This is a genomic window from Brachybacterium sp. UMB0905 (genome assembly GCF_002871795.1).
Classification (GTDB): domain Bacteria; phylum Actinomycetota; class Actinomycetes; order Actinomycetales; family Dermabacteraceae; genus Brachybacterium.
On record NZ_PNHL01000009.1, the window covers coordinates 22,255 to 40,494 of the forward strand.

The 18,240-nt window shown below is 70.3% G+C and carries 15 protein-coding genes; 1 reads left to right on the forward strand and 14 read right to left on the reverse strand.

The features are described 5' to 3' along the window. Positions 1-7 precede the first annotated feature (7 nt). The 8 genes from CJ197_RS09920 to CJ197_RS09955 form a co-directional block, all read right to left on the reverse strand. Positions 8-523, reverse strand: coding sequence for a hypothetical protein (locus tag CJ197_RS09920; protein WP_146007747.1), 516 nt, complete (start codon positions 521-523; stop codon positions 8-10). A 6-nt stretch (positions 524-529) separates the two neighbouring features. Then, positions 530-1,318 (reverse strand): 4-hydroxy-tetrahydrodipicolinate reductase, encoded by a 789-nt coding sequence (gene dapB / locus CJ197_RS09925; RefSeq protein ID WP_102236595.1) that lies wholly within the window; start codon positions 1,316-1,318, stop codon positions 530-532. Between the two features lie 112 nt (positions 1,319-1,430). Then, entirely contained in the window at positions 1,431-2,771 is a 1,341-nt protein-coding gene (locus tag CJ197_RS09930; protein ID WP_102236596.1) for a pitrilysin family protein, read from the reverse strand. A gap of 62 nt (positions 2,772-2,833) precedes the next feature. Beyond that, positions 2,834-3,871 carry a WD40 repeat domain-containing protein gene (locus tag CJ197_RS09935; RefSeq protein WP_146007748.1) on the reverse strand — a complete coding sequence of 346 codons (1,038 nt, stop codon included), beginning with the start codon at positions 3,869-3,871 and terminating at the stop codon, positions 2,834-2,836. 85 nt (positions 3,872-3,956) lie between these two features. Continuing rightward, a complete protein-coding gene (locus CJ197_RS09940; RefSeq protein WP_158239434.1) occupies positions 3,957-4,907 on the reverse strand; it encodes a WXG100 family type VII secretion target in 951 nt (316 codons plus the stop codon). Between the two features lie 260 nt (positions 4,908-5,167). Continuing rightward, on the reverse strand, positions 5,168-7,447 hold the full coding sequence (locus CJ197_RS09945; RefSeq protein ID WP_158239435.1) for a polyribonucleotide nucleotidyltransferase: 2,280 nt from the start codon (positions 7,445-7,447) through the stop codon (positions 5,168-5,170). A 229-nt stretch (positions 7,448-7,676) separates the two neighbouring features. Beyond that, positions 7,677-7,946, reverse strand: a complete 270-nt coding sequence (gene rpsO, locus CJ197_RS09950; protein ID WP_102236600.1) for a 30S ribosomal protein S15 — start codon at positions 7,944-7,946, stop codon at positions 7,677-7,679. Positions 7,947-8,152: 206 nt separating this feature from the next. Then, a complete protein-coding gene (locus CJ197_RS09955) occupies positions 8,153-9,169 on the reverse strand; it encodes a bifunctional riboflavin kinase/FAD synthetase (RefSeq protein WP_102236601.1) in 1,017 nt (338 codons plus the stop codon). Positions 9,170-9,454: 285 nt separating this feature from the next. On the opposite strand from CJ197_RS09955, the gene CJ197_RS09960 reads away from it, so the two are divergent. After that, positions 9,455-10,978, forward strand: coding sequence for a L,D-transpeptidase family protein (locus tag CJ197_RS09960; RefSeq protein WP_102236602.1), 1,524 nt, complete (start codon positions 9,455-9,457; stop codon positions 10,976-10,978). A 284-nt stretch (positions 10,979-11,262) separates the two neighbouring features. Here CJ197_RS09960 and truB read toward each other — a convergent pair whose 3' ends face one another. The 6 genes from truB to nusA form a co-directional block, all read right to left on the reverse strand. After that, positions 11,263-12,198, reverse strand: coding sequence for a tRNA pseudouridine(55) synthase TruB (truB, locus tag CJ197_RS09965; RefSeq protein WP_233190827.1), 936 nt, complete (start codon positions 12,196-12,198; stop codon positions 11,263-11,265). Then, positions 12,195-12,683, reverse strand: a complete 489-nt coding sequence (rbfA, locus tag CJ197_RS09970; RefSeq protein ID WP_102236603.1) for a 30S ribosome-binding factor RbfA — start codon at positions 12,681-12,683, stop codon at positions 12,195-12,197. Before rbfA ends, truB begins: the two co-directional genes overlap by 4 nt. Then, positions 12,680-13,783, reverse strand: a complete 1,104-nt coding sequence (locus CJ197_RS09975; protein ID WP_102236604.1) for a TRM11 family methyltransferase — start codon at positions 13,781-13,783, stop codon at positions 12,680-12,682. Before CJ197_RS09975 ends, rbfA begins: the two co-directional genes overlap by 4 nt. A gap of 60 nt (positions 13,784-13,843) precedes the next feature. Beyond that, positions 13,844-16,681, reverse strand: a complete 2,838-nt coding sequence (gene infB / locus CJ197_RS09980) for a translation initiation factor IF-2 (protein WP_102236605.1) — start codon at positions 16,679-16,681, stop codon at positions 13,844-13,846. A gap of 73 nt (positions 16,682-16,754) precedes the next feature. Further along, entirely contained in the window at positions 16,755-17,084 is a 330-nt protein-coding gene (locus CJ197_RS09985; RefSeq protein WP_102236606.1) for a YlxR family protein, read from the reverse strand. A 147-nt stretch (positions 17,085-17,231) separates the two neighbouring features. Then, a complete protein-coding gene (gene nusA, locus CJ197_RS09990; protein WP_102236607.1) occupies positions 17,232-18,239 on the reverse strand; it encodes a transcription termination factor NusA in 1,008 nt (335 codons plus the stop codon). Position 18,240: the final 1 nt, after the last annotated feature.

Genomic DNA, 18,240 nt, shown 5'->3' on the forward strand with positions numbered 1-18,240 from the left:
CCGTCGCTCAGCGGCCGCGTGCCTCGAGGGCCCGACGGGTGGCCATGCGTGCATGGCGACGGTCGCGCAGCGCGTCATAGGCGAGGCCCAGGCGATACCAGGCCTGCCAGTCGTCCTGGCCGCCGTCCTCGACGGCCGCGCGGGCGGCCTCGAACTCGGCGCGCGGATCCGCGGGTGCGGGCACCGCCCCATCGGCCCCCTTGCCCCCGGTGGTCCCATCGGCCCCGTCTGCCCCGTCGGCCCCTTCGCCCCCATCGGTCCCGTTGGCCCCGTGCGCACCGCCATCTGCGGGTGGGGTGTATTCGCGGGCCAGCCGCGCGGTGCCCAGTCCGAACAGCACCTCCCGCCAGGTCACCCACACGGTGAGCCCCAGCAGCAGTGCGATGCCGAGTGCGAGCCCGTAGCCGATCACTCCCCCGGCGCGCAGGAAGCCCCAGGCGATCCAGCCCAGGCCATAGCAGTAGGCGAGCGTGATCAGCAGCAGGACGGCCACGAAGATCCGCGGCCCCAGTCCCTTCGGCATGGCAGATCAGCCCAGGTCCATGTAGCCGTCCAGGCCCACGGTGAGGCCCGGATGGGAGGCGACCTCGCGCACGCCCAGCAGCACGCCGGACATGAAGCTGATGCGGTCAAAGGAGTCGTGTCGCAGCAGGAACTGCTCCCCGGCCGAGCCGAACTGCACGACCTCATGCGCCACGAGGCCGCGCTGGCGCACCGCGTGCACGTGGATCCCGTCCACGACCGCGCCGCGGGCGTGGTCGGGGTCGGTGTCGGTCGCATCGGGCACGGGGCCGAGCCCGGCGGCGGCGCGTCCGCGAGCGATGGCGGCAGCGGTGTGGCGGGCGGTGCCGGAGGGAGCGTCGAGCTTGTCCGGGTGGTGCATCTCGATCACCTCGGCGCTGTCGAAGTAGCGGGCGGCCATTTCGGCGAAACGCATGGCGAGCACGGCGCCGATGGCGAAGTTCGGGGCGATGAGCACACCGATCCCCGGGGCGTGCTCGAGCTGGGCTCGCAGGGCATCGAGCTTCTCCTCGCTCCAGCCGGTGGTGCCGACGACCGCGTGCACGCCGTGCTCCACCAGCCAGGCCACGTTCTGGGCGGTGACGGCCGGGACGGTGAAGTCGATCGCGACCTGCGCGCCGGCCGCGGTGATACCCGCGAGGTCATCGCCGTCGGTGATGCGGGCGACGAGCTCAAGATCCGCGGCCTCCTCCACGGCGGCGCAGGCGGCGCTGCCCATGCGACCGGCGGCGCCGATCACGGCCACGCGGATCAGGGCGGAGGTCTGCTCGGGGGTGCTGGTCTTGGATGCGGTCACGGATCCTCCTGAGGACGATGGGGCGGGGAACGATGCGGGGGCGGGCGCTGGAGTGGGACGGTGGGTCTGGTCGCTCGGGCGTGCCCGTGGGCGGGGCGCTGGGTGGGAGGGGTCAGGCCGGGTGCTCCGGCCCCACCTCCACGCGGGTGCTGATCGAGGTGGCGAAGCGCTGCGCGAGCTCGCGCACCTGCTCACCGGTGACCTCGCTGATGCGGGCCAGGGTCTCATCGACGCTCGTGTACCGGCCGTGGGCCAGTTCGATCGTGCCGAGCCGCCCCATCCGAGAGCTGGTGTCCTCCAGCCCCAGGGCGAACGAGCCGGTGATCTGGCCCTTAGCACGCGTGAGCTCCTGCTCGGTGACGCCAGTGCTGCCCATGCGGTCCATCTCCGCGGCCAGCAGCTCGACCACCTGGGCGGTGCGGCCCGGGCGGCAGGCGGCGTACATGCCGAACAGGCCCGCATCCCGATACCCGGAGCTGAAGGAGTACACGGTGTAGGCGAGTCCGCGCTGTTCGCGGATGTTCTGGAACAGGCGGGAGGACATCCCGCCGCCCAGGATTGACATCAGCACCGAGAGGGTGTGGCGCTGCTCGCTGAGGGCGGTCACGCCCTGTCCGCCCAGGTAGATGTGGTTCTGCTCGGTGGGGCGGGTGAGGCGGTGCGGACGCAGCGCGGCCAGGTCCGAGGGCGTGCTCACGGGGCCGGGTCCCTCCTGCAGGGCGGGGCTGCGGCGCTGCGGGAGGGCGCCGTCGGTCAGCTCCCAGCCGCCACGGCGCAGCCCTGCGATCAGGAGCTGGGCGAGCTGATCGTGGTCGAGATCCCCCACGGCGGTGACCACGAGGTTCTCGGGCCGATAGTGCTCGGCGTAATGGGCGCGCACATCCTCGATGTCAAGCGAGCTGACAGTCTGTGCGGTGCCGCCGACGGGTCGGCCGAGTGCCGTCTGCGGACCGAGCACATCGGCGAGGAACGTCTCGTAGCCGACGTCGTTCGGGTCATCCTCCGCCATGGCGAGCTCTTCGAGGATCACCTCGCGCTCGGTGAGCAGCGCCTCCTCCTGCAGCAGGCTCGCGGTGACCATGTCGGTCAGCACGTCCACTGCCATCGGCAGATCCGCGGAGCGCACCCGCCCGTAGTACAGGGTGTGCTCCTTGGCGGTGATCGCATTGGAATCCCCGCCCACCTCGTCGAAAGCCGCGGCGATGTCGAGGGCACTGCGGCGCGCGGTCCCCTTGAACAGCAGATGCTCGAGCACGTGCGTGGAGCCGGCATGCTGCGGGGTCTCGTCGCGCGATCCCACCTGCAGCCACAGGCCGAGCGTCGCGGAGCGGACGGTGCGGTCGGTCTGGGTCAGCAGCCGCACTCCGCCGGGCAGGATGCTGCGGCGCACACCGGCGGTGGCATCGAGCACGACGTCGGAGGCGGGGTCGTTATAGATCAGGTCCACAGGCACCAATCGATTGTTCCATGAGCTGCTGCGGACGGGGTGGTGGCGCCGACGAGATGCCGTGCGCCTCACGGCATCTCGAAGGTGCCCCAGCTCGTGCCGTCAAAGCGGAGGATGCCCTGCCAGCGGGAGATGACGTACAGCGTGCCGTCCGGGGCGATGGCGGGTCGGCCAAGTTCGGTGATGGGGCTCGGAGCGGAGTCGTCGACCTCGGGGGTGAGCACTTGCAGCTCCGTCTGCCCCGGAGTCCACAGCGCGAGGTCACTGCCGGTGCCGGTGAGCACGACCTGCCCGTCGGGGCCGGCGGCGGCGTACTGTCCGCAGTTCGTCGGCAGCGCGGGCCCGTCGGCCACCGTCCCATCGAGCGCGACGGTACGCAGCGTCCCTGTCTCCTGATCGGAGATGACGAAGACGCCGTCGGCGCTGCAGGCGAGGGCCATGCCCTGGACCTCCTGGCCGGGGCTCTGCGAGAGCTTCTCGCCGGTGCGACCGTCATGCAGGAGCAGTCCGCCCTCCTCCAGCAGGATGCCGAGCACCGCGCTGTCCGGGCTGAAGGCGAGGGCGATCGGCCGATGCCGCCAGGAGAGGACCCGGCCGGGATCGCACGTGCCCGGGGCGGCGGACCACAGGCGGACGGTGCGGTCCGTGCTGAGAGATGCCAGGCGCTCGCCGTCGGGACTGAAGGCGAGATCACGGATCTCACGGACGACGCGGCGGGTGGACTCCTGGTGTCCCCCGAGGGTCCACTGCGCCTGACCGTCCGGGCTCATCAGCAGGATGCGCTCCTGGGAGGAGACGGCGAGCAGCTCTCCACTGGGGTGCCATGCGAGCGCCCCGCTCATCCAGTCATCGCGACGCTCGATGATCTGACCGCTTGCGACGTCCCAGTAGGTGGTTCCCGCCGTGCGGCTGAGGTCCAGGAACTTGCGGTCGGGTGGCTCGAGGGCCACCGCAGTCTTTCCATCGGGGCTCACCGCGATCGCCCCCGGGATCAGCTGCGGCTCTCTGCGCTGGAACGTCTCGACGGGGAGCCCGAAGGGCAGTTCGAACCCCGTATCGGGCAGCTCATCCGCGGGGACATCGCCCTCGTAGCAGGTGCTCGCCATCGGACCTCCGCAGCCCGCGAGCAGCCCGATACCGAGCAGCGCACCCGCCGCGAGCATGCCCCGGCGGCCCGGGTGCGCCTCGGCGTCACCGCACTCCGGCATCGCGCATGTCCTGCTCTAGATCCTCGGAGGTGTACACGTCGGCGAACTCGTCTTCACGCTCCCGGGCGTTGACCTCAACCTGCTGGTCCAGATACCGCTGCATTTGCTCCTGGTACTCGGGATTATTCGGGTCACCAGACGGGGGAAACTCGTAATTCCACACCTTGAACTCGTGGCGCCATTGCTCGATCTCCTCGCGCGTGAAGCCGTAGTCGCGCTCGACCTGCTCGTATTTGTCGCTGTTGTCGTCACCGGTCAAGATATCCCACGGATCGGGATCGGTGCGGCGGATCATCTCGTACTGCACCTGGTGCCTGGCCTCGTGGGCCGCGATCTGCAAGCCGTACGGGCTCTTCAGGAGATCGTTGCTGAGGTAGATCACGCCGGTTGGAAGCGAGATGGCCCCGCCGTTCATCCACCCGGGGAAGAAACGGGTCTCGATGCTCGGAAACCAGCCACGGGCATTGATCCCATAAGCCTCGAGTTCATCCTTGACCACCTCGCGCAGCACAGCTCTGCGCTCACGATCGGACATCCCCTCCCACGCCTTCTGAATAGCGGGGTCGTTCATCGTCGTGACCCCATCACCGGGGTTGAAAGCTGCGCCCGGGATCCAGGGCGGGCCATTTTCACGCCTCTCACCGGGCGTGCTCCCTGGCGCTGCACCGGCCCAGTGATCATCCGCCGCAGAGCTCTGGTCCTGCTGCTGGGCGTGCTCGATGAGCTCGTGGACCAGCTCCTGCAGATGTTCGAGCACCTCGATACCCCCGGCATGCACGGTCGCCCACTGCTGGGTGAACGCTTCCGCATCCGGCCCCCGCCAGTGCACATCGATGCTGGTGACCTGCTGGTGCAGGCCATCCCACTGTTGCTGCAGGCTGCTGTGCGCGGCACGCATCCGCTCGGCGTGCTGCCGCCCCTGCTCGGTCTCCATCCCCTGGAACATCGTCATCCCACCCCCGGATCTCCGTCCGCCTCACCGGCACCGTGTCGGGGCCGCGCGGCTGTTCCCCAGAGCGTAACAACGCCCCCCGGCCACAGACCCTGCATCGAGACCGCGCACCTGCCCCCCAGCGCTCCTCGCACCGCCCGCGCCACGCTTGCCCCACATACACAAATGTCAGGTCCGGTGGCATGCTCGCAACGAACATGCCACCGGACCTGACAAATGTGAAGGGAGGCCTGGGCCTCAGCTCACTCGGCGGTGGGCTCCTCGGAGGCCACGGCATCCTCGGAGACCGTCTTCTCCGCCGGCTTCTCCTCGGACTTCTCGTCCTCGATGACCGCCAGGGAGATCTTGCCGCGGGCGTCGATCTCGCGGATCTCCACCTCGATCTTCTGGCCCACCTTTGCGACGTCCTCGACGTTCTCCACGCGCTTGCCGCCGTTGAGCTTGCGCAGCTGGGTCACGTGCAGCAGACCGTCCTTGCCGGGGGTCAGCGAGATGAAGGCGCCGAAGTCCACCACGCGCACCACGGTGCCCAGGTAGCGCTCGCCCACCTCGGGGACCATCGGGTTCGCGATCGCGTTCACGGCGGAGCGGGCAGCCTCGGCGGAGGGGCCGTCGGTCGCGCCGATGTACACGGTGCCGTCGTCCTCGATGGTGATGTCCGCACCGGTGTCGTCCTGGATCTGGTTGATCATCTGGCCCTTGGGGCCGATGACCGCGCCGATCTTGTCCACCGGGATGGTCACCGCGAGCACACGCGGGGCGTGCGGGCTCATCTCATCGGGCGCGTCGATCGCCTCGTTCAGCACCCCCAGGATCGCCAGGCGCGCCTCGTGGGCCTGCGCCAGCGCACCGGTCAGCACGGAGGCGGGGATGCCGTCGAGCTTGGTGTCCAGCTGGATGGCGGTGACGAACTCGGAGGTGCCGGCCACCTTGAAGTCCATGTCGCCGAAGGCGTCCTCAGCACCCAGGATGTCGGTCAGCGCCGCGTACTTGGTCTCCCCGTCCACGGTGTCGGAGACCAGGCCCATCGCGATGCCGGCCACCGGGGCGCGCAGCGGCACACCGGCGTTGAGCATCGACAGGGTCGAGGCGCACACCGAGCCCATCGAGGTGGAGCCGTTGGACCCCATCGCCTCAGAGACCTGGCGGATCGCGTACGGGAATTCCTCACGGGAGGGCAGCACCGGCACCAGGGCGCGCTCGGCGAGCATGCCGTGGCCGATCTCGCGGCGCTTCGGGGAGCCGACGCGGCCGGTCTCGCCGGTGGAGTACGGCGGGAAGTTGTAGTGGTGGATGTAGCGCTTGCGATCCACCGGGCCCAGCGAGTCGATCTGCTGCTCCATCTTGAGCATGTTCAGCGTGGTCACACCCAGGATCTGGGTCTCACCGCGCTGGAACAGGGCCGAGCCGTGCACGCGCGGCAGCACCTCCACCTCAGCGGAGAGCGCGCGGATGTCCCGCAGGCCACGACCGTCGATGCGTACACCCTCGGTGAGGATCTTCTTGCGAACGAGCTTCTTGGTCAGGGCGCGGTAGGCACCGGTGACCTCCTTCTCGCGGCCCTCGAGCTGCTGGCCCTCACCGGAGAGCTCGCCCTGGATCTCAGCCAGCAGCTCCTCGGTGCGCTCTTCGCGCTCCTGCTTCCCGGCGATCGACATGACCTCGGACAGGCGCTCGGTGGCGGCGTTCTCGACGATGCCGTAGGCGTCCTCCTGGTAGTCCAGGAACAGCGGGAACTCGCGCACGGGCTTGGCGGCCTTGTCGGCCAGCTCCTGCTGGGCCACGCACAGGCTGCGGATGAAGACCTTCGCGGCCTCCAGACCCTCGGCCACCACGGACTCGGTGGGGGCGATCGCGCCCTGGTTCTTCACCAGCTCCCAGGAGTTGTCGGTGGCCTCGGCCTCGACCATCATGATCGCGACGTCATCGCCGACCATCCGGCCTGCGACGACCATCGAGAACACGGCCTCCTCCTGCTGGGAGAAGGTGGGGAAGGCGACCCACTGGCCGCCGCCCTGCTGGTCCGGCATGAGGGCGATGCGCACACCGCCGATGGGGCCGGAGAACGGCAGGCCGGAGATCTGGGTGGAGGCGGAAGCGCCGTTGATGCCGACGACGTCATAGGCGTCATCGGGGTTCACGGCCATGACCGTGAGAACCACCTGGACCTCGTTGCGCAGGCCCTTGACGAAGGCGGGGCGCAGCGGGCGGTCGGTCAGGCGGGCGGCGAGGATCGCGTCCGTGGTGGGGCGGCCCTCGCGGCGGAAGAAGGAGCCGGGGATGCGGCCGACGGCATACATCCGCTCCTCCACGTCCACGGTCAGCGGGAAGAAGTCGAACTGATCCTTGGGCTTGTTCGAGACGGCGGTGGCCGAGAAGACCATCGTGTCGTCGTCGAGGTACACGGCGACCGCACCGGCGGCCTGCTGGGCCAGCCGTCCGGTCTCGAAACGGATCTCGCGCCGCCCGTAGGAGCCGTTGTCGATGACTGCGGTGGTGGCGGTGATATCAGGGCCGTCCATGGCCATGAGGTTCTCCTTTGCGTCGCTCCGCCCGTCGGGTGCGGCCTTCGTCACTCACCCGCGGTGCCGCGCCTGCCCGATGGGGGCGTGCTCCGCAGGTCACTGCCGAGGACCGAACCTGTGTCGGGACGGAAGAGGGTGAGAGATGGTCAGGTGGTCGGGCTGGGCGAAGCCGCGCCCGGCACAGTGAAACCGCCGCCCGCCCGAAGGGGCGAGCGGCGGATCGGTGTCAGCGGCGGATGCCGAGACGCTTGATCAGCGAGCGGTAGCGCTCGATGTCGACGTCCTGCAGGTACTGCAGGAGACGCTTGCGCTGACCGACCAGCAGCATCAGACCGCGGCGCGAGTGGTGATCGTGCTTGTGGGCCTTCAGGTGCTCGGTCAGGTACTTGATGCGGTGGCTCAGGAGCGCGACCTGGACCTCGGGCGAACCGGTATCGCCCTCGCCGGTCTTGTACTCATCGATGATCGCCTGCTTGGTGGCGGTGTCGAAGGCCATGTGGTTCTCCTCGGGTCGGTTGCGCGGCGCGCCGGGACCTTCTGTCCCGGGCTCTGGGGCGAGCGCGCCCCAGCACCTGCCCAGGGCGGGTGCTGCATCGGGTGATGCGGACATCCGGACACCGCGGGGCGCGATGATGCGCTGCGGTTCGGGATGCCGTGGGGCGGAATGCTCTCCGCGGCCGGAAGTACGGCCCGAGCAGGATATCAGCCCGTGACCTCTCCTCGGGAGGGCTCGAGGGCGAGAGTGCGGCGGGTCACCTCGACGTCCTCGTGCATCTGCGCGATCAGAGTGTCCACGGAGTCGAACTTCACGGTCTCGCGCTGGCGCTGGACGAACTCCAGGCGCAGCGTGTCGCCGTACAGCTCGAGGTCATGGTCGTCGTGGACGTAGGCCTCGACGGTGCGGCGTGGAGTGCCGTCATCCGCGAAGGTGGGGTTGGTGCCGATGGAGATGGTGCACGGCGCGCCAGCGAGCGGCGCAGTGCCCACATGGGCGGGATCCTGCGCGGTGACGGTGCAGAACCCGGCATAGACCCCGTCAGCCGGAATCAGGCCCTCGGGGCGGGGCCCCAGGTTCGCGGTGGGGAAGCCCAGCTCACGGCCGCGCCGGAAGCCGTGGTGGACCACGTCGGTGACGGTGTGGCGGCGCCCCAGTCCCTCGGTGGCGGTGCGCATATCGCCCTCCAGCAGCGCCGTGCGGATGCGGGAGGAGGAGATGCGGCCGGTGCCCTCCCCGTCCACGCCCATCTCACCGACGGTGATCACATCGAAGTTGTACTTCTGCCCTAGCTCGCGCATGGTCTCGATGGTGCCCGCATTGGCCCGGCCGAACAGGGCGTCCTCGCCGAGCACCACGCAGCGGGCGCCCAGCCCCTCCACGAGGAAGATCCGCACGAACTCCTCCGGGGAGTGCTGCGCGAACTCGAGAGTGAACTCGAGGTCCAGCACGCCGCGCAGACCGGTGAGCAGCAGCAGACGGTCGCGGTCGGCGTGTCCGGTCAGCAGCGGAGGCTGAACGGTGCCGGTCATGACGTGGCGGGGGTGGGGCCAGAAGGTGATCGCCACCGGCGCGATATCGCGCACCTCGGCCTGCCGCTGCAGCTGTTCGAGAATGTGACGATGGCCGCGGTGGACGCCATCGAAGTTGCCGATCGTGACCGCGGTGGCGCCGAGGTCGGCGGGCACCTCCTGCAGATGGTGCCAGAGCGGGAGGCGGGTCACGGGACGGGCTGGTCCTTCCGGGGCCGGGTGCATACGCACCGGGAACAGGTGGCGTCGTCGCGAACCGGGCCGGTCGCGACCGGGACCACTGTATAGGCCACGGCGCTGCCGACGATCATGATCGTCGTACACCTGTGATCAATATCGGGCGCGATCCCACTGCCCTGCGACAGAACGCTCCGATACCCTTACTGGCGAGGCGGTCCCGGGGAGGGGCCCCCGTGCTCACGCCGCGCAGCAGCGCCGAGCGAGCACGTCGGCCGCCGGAAAATGGAAGCAGGATCCATGACGAACGTGACCGATGCGGCCGCGCTGGGCGGCCCGTCCCGCCCGAGCGGCCGTCGCGGGCGCCGCACGGCCCTTGTGGTCGTGGCGGTCCTCGCCGTTCTCGCCGTCGTGCTGGCCGGCGGCGCCTACGCGTACGCCAAGCAGTTCGACGGCCGCGCCCTGCCCGGCACCACCGTGCTGGGCAAGGATGTCGCGGGGCAGACGCCCGAGGAGATCGCCGCTTTCGTCAGCGAGCGCAGCGAGGCGGTGACCGTCTCGGTGAGCGCTGGCGAGAAGCAGATCGACGCGTCGCTCGCAGAGCTCGGCGTGACCGTGGACGCGCAGGCCACCGCCCAGCGGGCCGTGGAGCGCGACGACTCCCTGCCCGCCACGATCGCTGCGACCTGGTCCGGCGAGCATGCGGTGGAGCCCGTGGTCGCGGTGGACGAGGCGGCCGTGGCGGCCTTCGGCAAGGGCCTGGTGCCCGAGGACCGCACCAGCCCCGTGAACGCCTCCGTCGCCTTCAATGAGGAGCAGCAGACCTGGGACGTCACCCCCGGCCAGGACGGTCAGGGCATCGACCCGCAGACCCTCGTGGACGCGGTGACCCAGCAGGCCGCCTCCCTCGAGGACTTCACGGTGGACCAGCCGGTCGAGCAGATCGCCCCGGCGATCACGACCGAGGACGCGCAGAAGGTCGTCGGCACGATCGAGAAGGTTCTCGAGCAGCCGATGTCCATCGCCGGCGCCGACGGCACCGTCCACGAGATCAGCGCCGAGCGCCGCAGCAGCTGGCTCTCCGTCGCCGCCGATAAGGCGGAGTCGAAGCTCGTGCTGAGCGTGGATGAGGACGCGGTGCGCGAGTGGGTCGCCGCCCGCGCCGATCAGGACGCGGTGGAGCCGAAGGACGGCATCGAGCAGGTGGATGAGGACGGCGAGGTCGTCAAGGTCGTCTCCGAGAAGAAGGACGGCCTGGAGATCACGAATACCGACGCCGTTGCGGAGGAGCTCATCGCCGCGCTGAAGGGCACCACGCCGCTCGAGGCCGCATTCGAGACGCGCACCCTGGAGTCCAAGGTCGAGCAGGTCGACGCTCCCAAGGAGCAGGACGACGACGAGGGCGAGGACGACAGCCCGGATCCGAATGCTCCTGCCGATGGCGAGAAGTGGATCGACGTGGACCTGACCGCAAAGACGGTCACCGCGTACGTGGGCGACAGCCCGGTGTGGGGCCCGCGCCTGATGGTCGACGGCAAGGAAGGCAATGAGACCGTCACCGGCTCCTTCGAGATCTACCTGCGGTATGACCGTCAGGACATGACCAACGCGGCGTACTACCCGGAGGGCCACCCGAAGTACTACTACACCCCGGATGTGCCATGGGTGCAGTACTTCCACGCCGGCTACGGCTTCCACGGCGCGCCATGGCGCTCCTCCTTCGGCTACTCCGGGTCGCACGGCTGCATCAACATGCCGGTCTCCGATGCGAAGTGGCTGTACGACTGGGCGAGCATGGGCACCCGCGTCGAGGTGCACTACTGAGCGCTCGCGGTGCGCAGCTGAGGGGCTGAGCAGGCCCGGCGCGCAGCTGTGCCGCTGAGCAGGCCCGCACGGCTGAGCCGCCGAGTCGCTGAGCAGGCCCGTCGCTGAGACCTGACATGCTGAACGTCCCGGTCGCCCGGCGACACGCTGGCACCGCCCCGCCGAGAGCACCGATACGTGCCGCTGGTGGCACAGATCGGTGCACTCGAGCGGCATGGACGGCGTGTCGGGCGCGTCCGGTGGGTCGCGTCACGCTCTTGCGCGCGTCGGCTGTGCGCCGCGGGTCAGGCCGACGGGGGCTGCAGGGCCTCGGGAGCGATGACGAGCACCGGCCGCCAGCGCTCGGCGGACTCCGGGCTCACCACGGCAACCAGCTGTCCCGCCGCGTCGAGAGCGGCAACCTGCTCGTACTCCCCGAGCTCGTGCGGCGACTTCCCCAGCTTCACGAACTTGCCGTGGCGGAGGTCCCGGGCGCTCGGCTCCGCGACGGCGAGCGTCGGCAGCACAGCCGCGGCGGTCTCACCGAGGCCGCGCAGCGGCAGCTCGACGTCATCGCCCTCCCCGCGGGCCGGCACGTGCACGCCGTCCGCGACGTCGAAGGGGCCGATGCCGGTGCGGCGCAGCTCCGTCAAGTGCCCGCCCACACCGAGCGCGGCCCCGAGGTCGCGGGCGAGGGCCCGCACATAGGTGCCGGAGGAGACATCAACGACGGCATCGAGATCCAGGTAGGGGCCGTCGGTGCGACGGGCGGTGATCTCGAAGCGGCTGATGCGCACCGGGCGGGCCGCCAGCTCGACGTCCTCCCCGGCGCGGGCGCGGGCATAGGCGCGCTGACCGTTCACCTTGATGGCGCTGACCGTGGAGGGCACCTGCTGGATGTCGCCGCGCAGAGTCTCAAGCACCTGCTCGATGTGCTCAGCAGCGAGCCCCGTGGCATCCACGGCCTCGCCGAGTGCCTCTCCCTCTCGGTCATCAGTCGTGGTCGCCTGGCCCAGCCGAATTGTGGCCGTATATGTCTTGTCCAGCCCCACGAGGTGGGTGAGCAGGCGGGTGCCCTGGCCGATGCCGAGAATCAGCAGGCCGGTGGCCATCGGATCAAGGGTCCCGGCGTGGCCGACCTTCTTGGTGCCCAGCAGCCAGCGGGCCCGTGCGACGACGTCGTGGCTGGTGCGATCCGGCGCCTTGTCGACCAGCAGGATGCCGTGCGGGGCAGTGCTCACGCCTGCTCGTCGTCCTCAGCGTCGATGCCGGTCCGAGCGTCCTCGTCGTCGAGGGCGTCGCCCTCAGCGCGGGGCTCACGGTACGGGTTCTCCTCCCCCGCGTACGCGGCGCCGGTGCGGGAGGTCGCGAGATCCGCGTCGCGGGTGCGGGCCTCGGCAAGCAGATCCTCGATCACGCGGGCATTCTCCGGGACGGCGTCGGGGATGAACTCCAGGGTGGGGGTCAGGCGCACGCCGGTCTGGCGGCCCACCTCGCGACGCAGCATGCCCGTCGCGCTCTGCAGCGCCGCGGCGGTGCCGGCCTGCTCCTCCTCGGAGCCGAACACGGTGTAGAAGAGGGTCGCGTGCTGCAGGTCGCCGCTGACGCGGCAGTCGGTGATGGTGATGAAGCCCAGGCGCGGGTCCTTCACGCGGGTGTCGAGCTGGGTGGCGACGATGGTCTTGATGCGGTCGGCCAGGCGCAGGGCGCGGGGGTTGTCGGTCATGGGGTCTCCTTCGCAGAGGCGCCGAGTGCAGCGAGCTGCTCGGCCTGGGGGTGGGTGGTGGGGATCGCAAGCAGGACGTCACGGTCGATAGAGGCGTCCACTCGATGCCGGAAGGCACCGTCCGGGCTGATGATGCGCAGGTCGGCGGCGGCGAGGGCGTCTGTGGCCGCGGCATGCTCGAGGGTGCGGCGGTTGTAGGCCAGCGCCAGCCCGGCGCCGTCGCGCAGCAGCGACCGCCACGTGGGGGCGGCCGCACGCAGCACCTCCAGGGGTGAGCGTTGCCAGGCATCGCGGGAGCGAGCTCCGTGCTGCACCCCGTAGGGCAGGTCTGCGACCAGGGCGTCGATGCTGCGGCTCGGCAGCACCTTGGACAGGCGGGTGGTGTCGCAGGCCAAAAGGCGCAGCTGCTGGGTGCGTCCGGCCCGATGAGCGGCCTTGTCCTCGGCGAGCTCAGCGTCGACGCGCACTCCGAGCTGCTCACCATGCACCCTCAGCGCCGTGCTGTTCACGCTGTGCTTGTAGCGGTGCTCGCGCAGCCAGGTGGTCAGGAACGCCCGGTACGCCTCCACGTCCTTGCGGTCGATGTCCGCGCCGACGGGGCTGAGGCCCAGGCGCAGCGCCCGGTTCAGGGTGGTGCCACGCCCGCATAGCGGGTCCAGCAGCTCCAGCGTCCCTGCCGCGAGGCGGTCCCGGTGCGCGGACAGAGCGGCCCCGAGATTCACCAGCAGGGCGGTGAACTGCTCGTTGGTCTTGCCGGGGTACTTGAGGATGGTCTCGAGGTCCGAGGGGTGGCGCAGGGGCGCGGTGGTCGGCAGCGGGCGCAGCAGCGGCCGATCGGGGACCGCAGCATCCTCCTCGACGATTTCGAAAAGGCCGTGGGCGCCGGACAGGGTTCCCAGCAGGTGCGCGGTCGCGGGATCTGCCGCGCCCGGGATCTCGAGGGCGGGCATCCCGCCGATCATGCGCTGCGTGAGCTGCGGGGGCGTTCCGCGGTGGGCGCCGAGCACCCAGTGCGCCTCAGCACGTGCGAGAGCCCCCGCGGCCTGCGCGTACACGCGGTTGGCCGAGGGGGCTCTCAGCACGAGGGTCGCCACGCTCATCCGGGACTCCTCCCCCGCTCACCCGGGCGGCAGGGCCGGGCGGGCCCTGCCGCGACGGGGTCAGTCGCGGGGCTTCTCCTGCATCTCGTAGGTGGTGATGAGGTCATCGACCTGCAGGTCGTTGAATGACCCGAGGTTGATACCGCACTCGTAGCCCTCGCGGACCTCGGTGACATCATCCTTGTAGCGGCGCAGGCCCGAGATCTCGAGGTTCTCGGTGATGACCACGCCATTTCGGGTGATGCGCGCCTTGGCACCGCGCTTGATGAGGCCGCTGCGCACGATGGAGCCGGCGATGTTGCCGAACTTGGAGGAGCGGAAGATCTCGCGGATCTCCGCCGAGCCCAGCTCGACCTCCTCGAACTCCGGCTTGAGCATGCCCTTGAGGGCCTGCTCGACCTCGTCGATGGCGTTGTAGATGACCGAGTAGTACTTGATCTCCACGCCCTCGCGGTCGGCGTACTCCGCGTTCAGGCCCTCGGCCCGCACGTTGTAGCCGATGATCACGGCGTCTGAGGCGACAGCGAGGTTGATGTTGTTCATCGTGATAGCGCCGACGCCGCGGTCGATGATCCGCAGGTCCACGCCCTCGCCCACCTCGATGCCCAGCAGGGCCTCCTCGAGGGCTTCGACCGCGCCGGCGGCGTCGCCCTTGAGGATGAGGTTGAGGGTCTCGACCTTGCCCTCGGCCATGTGCTTGTTGATGTCCTCGAGGCTGATGCGCTTGCGCACCTTCGACAGGGACGCGGCACGCTGCGCGGCCTCACGCTTCTCCGCGATCTGGCGGGCGGTGCGCTCATCCTGGGCCACCAGGAAGGAGTCACCGGCCCCGGGCACGGAGGTCAGACCCAGCACCTGCACCGGACGGGACGGGCCCGCCTCGGTGACGTTCTCGCCGTTCTCGTCGAGCATCGCGCGCACACGGCCGTGGCCGATACCGCACACGATCGCATCGCCGACCTTGAGGGTGCCCTGCTGGACCAGCACCGTGGCCACGGGGCCGCGACCGCGGTCCAGGTTCGCCTCGATCGCGACGCCGCGGGCGTCCTTATCGGGGTTGGCCTGCAGCTCCAGGGCGGCGTCCGCGGTCAGCAGCACCGCCTCGAGCAGGTCGTCGATGTTCTGGTTCTCGCGGGCGGAGACGTCCACGAACATGGTGTCGCCGCCGTACTCCTCGGCGATCAGGTTGTACTCGGTCAGCTGCTGGCGGATCTTCTGCGGATTCGCCTCGGGCTTATCGATCTTGTTGACCGCGACCACGATCGGCACATCGGCCGCCTGGGCGTGGTTGAGCGCCTCGATGGTCTGCGGCATCACGCCGTCATCCGCGGCGACCACGAGGATCGCGATGTCGGTGACCTTCGCACCACGCGCGCGCATGGCGGTGAAGGCCTCGTGACCGGGGGTGTCGATGAACGTGATGGCACGCTCATCGCCCTCGTGGTCGACCTGCACCTGGTAGGCGCCGATGTGCTGGGTGATGCCGCCGGCCTCGCCCGCCCCGACCTTGGTCTGGCGGATGGTGTCCAGCAGGCGGGTCTTGCCGTGGTCGACGTGGCCCATGACGGTGACCACTGGGGGCCGCGGCTCGCGGTCCTCGTCGTCCTCCTCGGCCAGCTCCGCATCCAGATCGATGTCGAACTGCTCGAGCAGCTCCCGCTCCTCGTCCTCCGGGGAGACAATCTCGATCTTGTAGCCCAGCTCGCTGCCCAGCAGCTCGAAGGTGTCCTCATCCAGGGACTGCGTGGCCGTAGCCATCTCACCCATCGCGAACAGCACCGTGATGAGCGAAGCCGGGTTGACGTCGATGCGATCGGCGAAGTCCGTCAGGGTCGCACCGCGGCGCAGGCGGATCTTGGTGTTGCCGTCACCGCGCGGGACCTGCACGCCACCCGGTGCGGGTGCCTGCATCTGCTCGAATTCCTGGCGCTTGGCGCGCTTCGACTTGCGCGAGCGTGCCGGCTTGCCGCCACGACCGAAGGCGCCCTGGGTGCTGCCGCGACCGCCGCGACCGCGCGGCGGACCACCACCGGGACGGCCAGGGCCGCCACCGGGACGTCCACCGCGACCGCGACCGCCACCGTCGGGCTTGGCATCGGCCAGGCCGCCGTGGGAGTGCTTGCGCATGATGCCCGGCGTGGGCATGCCCGGGCGCGAGCCGCCACCGGGACGGGGACCACCGCCGGGACGGGGCGCGCCACCGGGGCGCGGAGCACCCGGACGCGGGGCACCGCCACGCGTGCCGCCGGCGTCACCGTCGGGACGGGCCGGACGCTGCCCGGGACGAGGCATGCCCTGCGAGCTGGCGAAGGGGTTGTTGCCCGGGCGCGGACCGCCGGGGCGCTGACCGGGCTTGCGGGCACCGGGGCGGGGCATGCCCTGCGAGCTGGCGAAGGGGTTGTTGCCGGGGCGCGCACCGCCGGACCGCGGCGAGGGGCGCTCACCGCCGGGCTTGGGAGCGGCGGGGCGGCCGGTTCCCTCGGGCTTCGCGGCGGCCTGGGGCTTCTGCCCCGGTTTCGGCGTGCTCGGCGCGCCGGGCTTCTGCGGGGCGGGCTTGGCGGGGCCGGGGGGGGGGGCGGCGGGCTTCTTCTCCACAGCGCCCTTGTCGGCGCTCTTCTTGGAGCTTGCGCTCTGCGCGGCGGCCTTCGCCGGGGAGGGCTTCGCCCCGGGCTTGGGGGCGCCGGATGTCTTGCCGGGGGTCGCCTTCGCGCTGTCCTTCGGCGCGGCATCGTCACCGCCCTTGGCGGGCAGCTCGGCGCGCAGGCGGCGGGCGACGGGGGCCTCGACGGTCGAGGAGGCGGATCGGACGAACTCGCCCATGTCCTGCAGCTTCTGCAGCACGACCTTGCTCGGGTGTCCGAGCTCCTTGGCGAGCTCGTGGACGCGGACCTTAGCCACTGTTCTCCTGTCTCGGTCCGGCCGACAGAAGGGCGCGGACCACTAGTTCCTGAGGGTGCTCATGAGTGAGTACTCATCGGATGTCCATGGGTTCTTCTACCTGTTCCACGGTGGGGTGGGAGCGGAAGTCCTCGAGGTCCCGGGCCAGGAGCCCGGTGTCGACCGCGCCGCGATAGGACCGGGCGAGGCCGCCTCGCCGCAGGGCGAGGTCGAGGCATGCTGCGTCGGGATGGAGCCACGCCCCGCGGCCGGGGGCCGACCGGGTGGGGTCGAGGCGGACGCGCGGCGCACCGTCCCCGGGAGCGGACTCCCGGACCAGGCGCAGCAGCTGATCGCGCGGGGCCACCTGGCGGCAGCCCACGCATGTGCGCTCGGGACGATGGGCGGTGCGGCGTGATGCCACGCGACCTCCTCCGTTCCGGGCGCACCCGCCGAGCAGGGCTCCAGACCGCGGTGCGATCTGCGGCTCAGCTCGACGAACAGCCTCCCCAGTGTAGCGGACCGGACCTCTCCTGGCCGCAGTGGGGAGGTGTGGGCCACACCGGGCCGGTCAGTTCTGCTCCGGTACCTCGGATTCCTCGGCGCCGGGGATCGGGGCGCCCTCGGCACGGATATCGATCTTCCAGCCGGTGAGCTTCGCGGCCAGGCGGGCGTTCTGTCCGTCCTTGCCGATGGCCAGCGACAGCTGATCCTGGGGGACGATCGCGCGCACCGCCCGGCCGACTTCGTCGATGACGGTGACGGAGGTGACCTTCGCGGGAGACAGCGCCCCGCCGACGTAGGTGGCCGGGTCCTCAGCGAAGTCGACGATGTCGATCTTCTCGCCGCCCAGCTCGTTCATCACGGCGCGCACGCGCGCGCCCATCGGCCCGATGCACGCGCCCTTGGCGTTGATGCCGGGGGCGGTGGCGCGCACGGCCATCTTGGTGCGATGCCCGGCCTCTCGCGCGAGGCCCGCGATCTCCACGGTCCCGTCGGCCACCTCCGGCACCTCGAGAGCGAACAGGCACCGCACGAGGCTCGGGTGGGAACGGGAGAGGGTGATCTGCGGGCCCTTGGGGCCGCGGCGCGCCTCGGTGACGAAAGCGCGCAGGCGTCGACCATGCGAGTAGTCCTCGCCGGGCACCCGCTCATGCGGCGGCAGCACCGCTTCGACCTCGCCGAGGTCCACGAGCACCATCCGCGGGTCGCGGCCCTGTTGGATGATGCCGGAGACGATATCGCCCTCGCGATCGGCGTACTCCCCCAGCACCGCCTCATCCTCCAGGTCACGGATGCGCTGGAAGATGACCTGGCGGGCGGTGGAGGCGGCCACGCGGCCGAAGTTCTCAGGGGTGTCGTCCCATTCCTCGATCACCGTGCCGTCGGCGTCGAGCTCGCGGGCGATCACAGCGACCTCCCCGGTGGTCTCGTCGATCAGCACCTCGGAGTCACGCACCGGGTGGTCGGTGTGCAGGTAGGCGGCGTGCAGGGCGGAGCGGATTGCCTCCAGCAGCACGGGCAGGCGAATATCCCGCTCCTGCTCGAGAGCACGCAGGGCTCCCATGTCGATATCCATC